This window comes from Vogesella mureinivorans (genome assembly GCF_007644035.1).
GTDB lineage: Bacteria > Pseudomonadota > Gammaproteobacteria > Burkholderiales > Chromobacteriaceae > Vogesella > Vogesella mureinivorans.
Window position 1 is genome coordinate 1 of record NZ_VMTV02001037.1, and the last position, 333, is coordinate 333.

Annotated in this window: 1 pseudogene; it reads right to left on the reverse strand. The window is 64.6% G+C overall.

Features of this window, described 5'->3' with window-relative positions:
* Window positions 1-78: 78 nt before the first annotated feature.
* Window positions 79-333, reverse strand: a pseudogene (locus FLQ44_RS23920) (hypothetical protein); the annotation flags it as partial.

Here is a 333-nt window from a genome sequence, read left to right on the forward strand (position 1 = left end):
GCGAAGGCTGGATGCTCGAAGACCGCCCGATCGACGGCCTCGCGCGCGGGCGCCTCGAAGCGACGCTTGGCCATGGCTTCAGTCGTCGAGCTCTTCCTCGCCCGGGCCGATCAGCCCGAACAGGTCGTGCTCGTCGCTGCCGAGGATGCGCACGTTGACGATGTCGCCGGGCTTGACGCCCATGGCCTCGCCGTCCTGGATCTGCACCAGACCGTCGATCTCGGGCGCATCGAAGCGCGAACGGCCGATCGCGAGCTCGCTTTCGTGCAAGTCGATCATCACCAGGTGGATGTTGATGAACTTGTTTGTGTGCATGGCCTGGGTGTTGTTGGA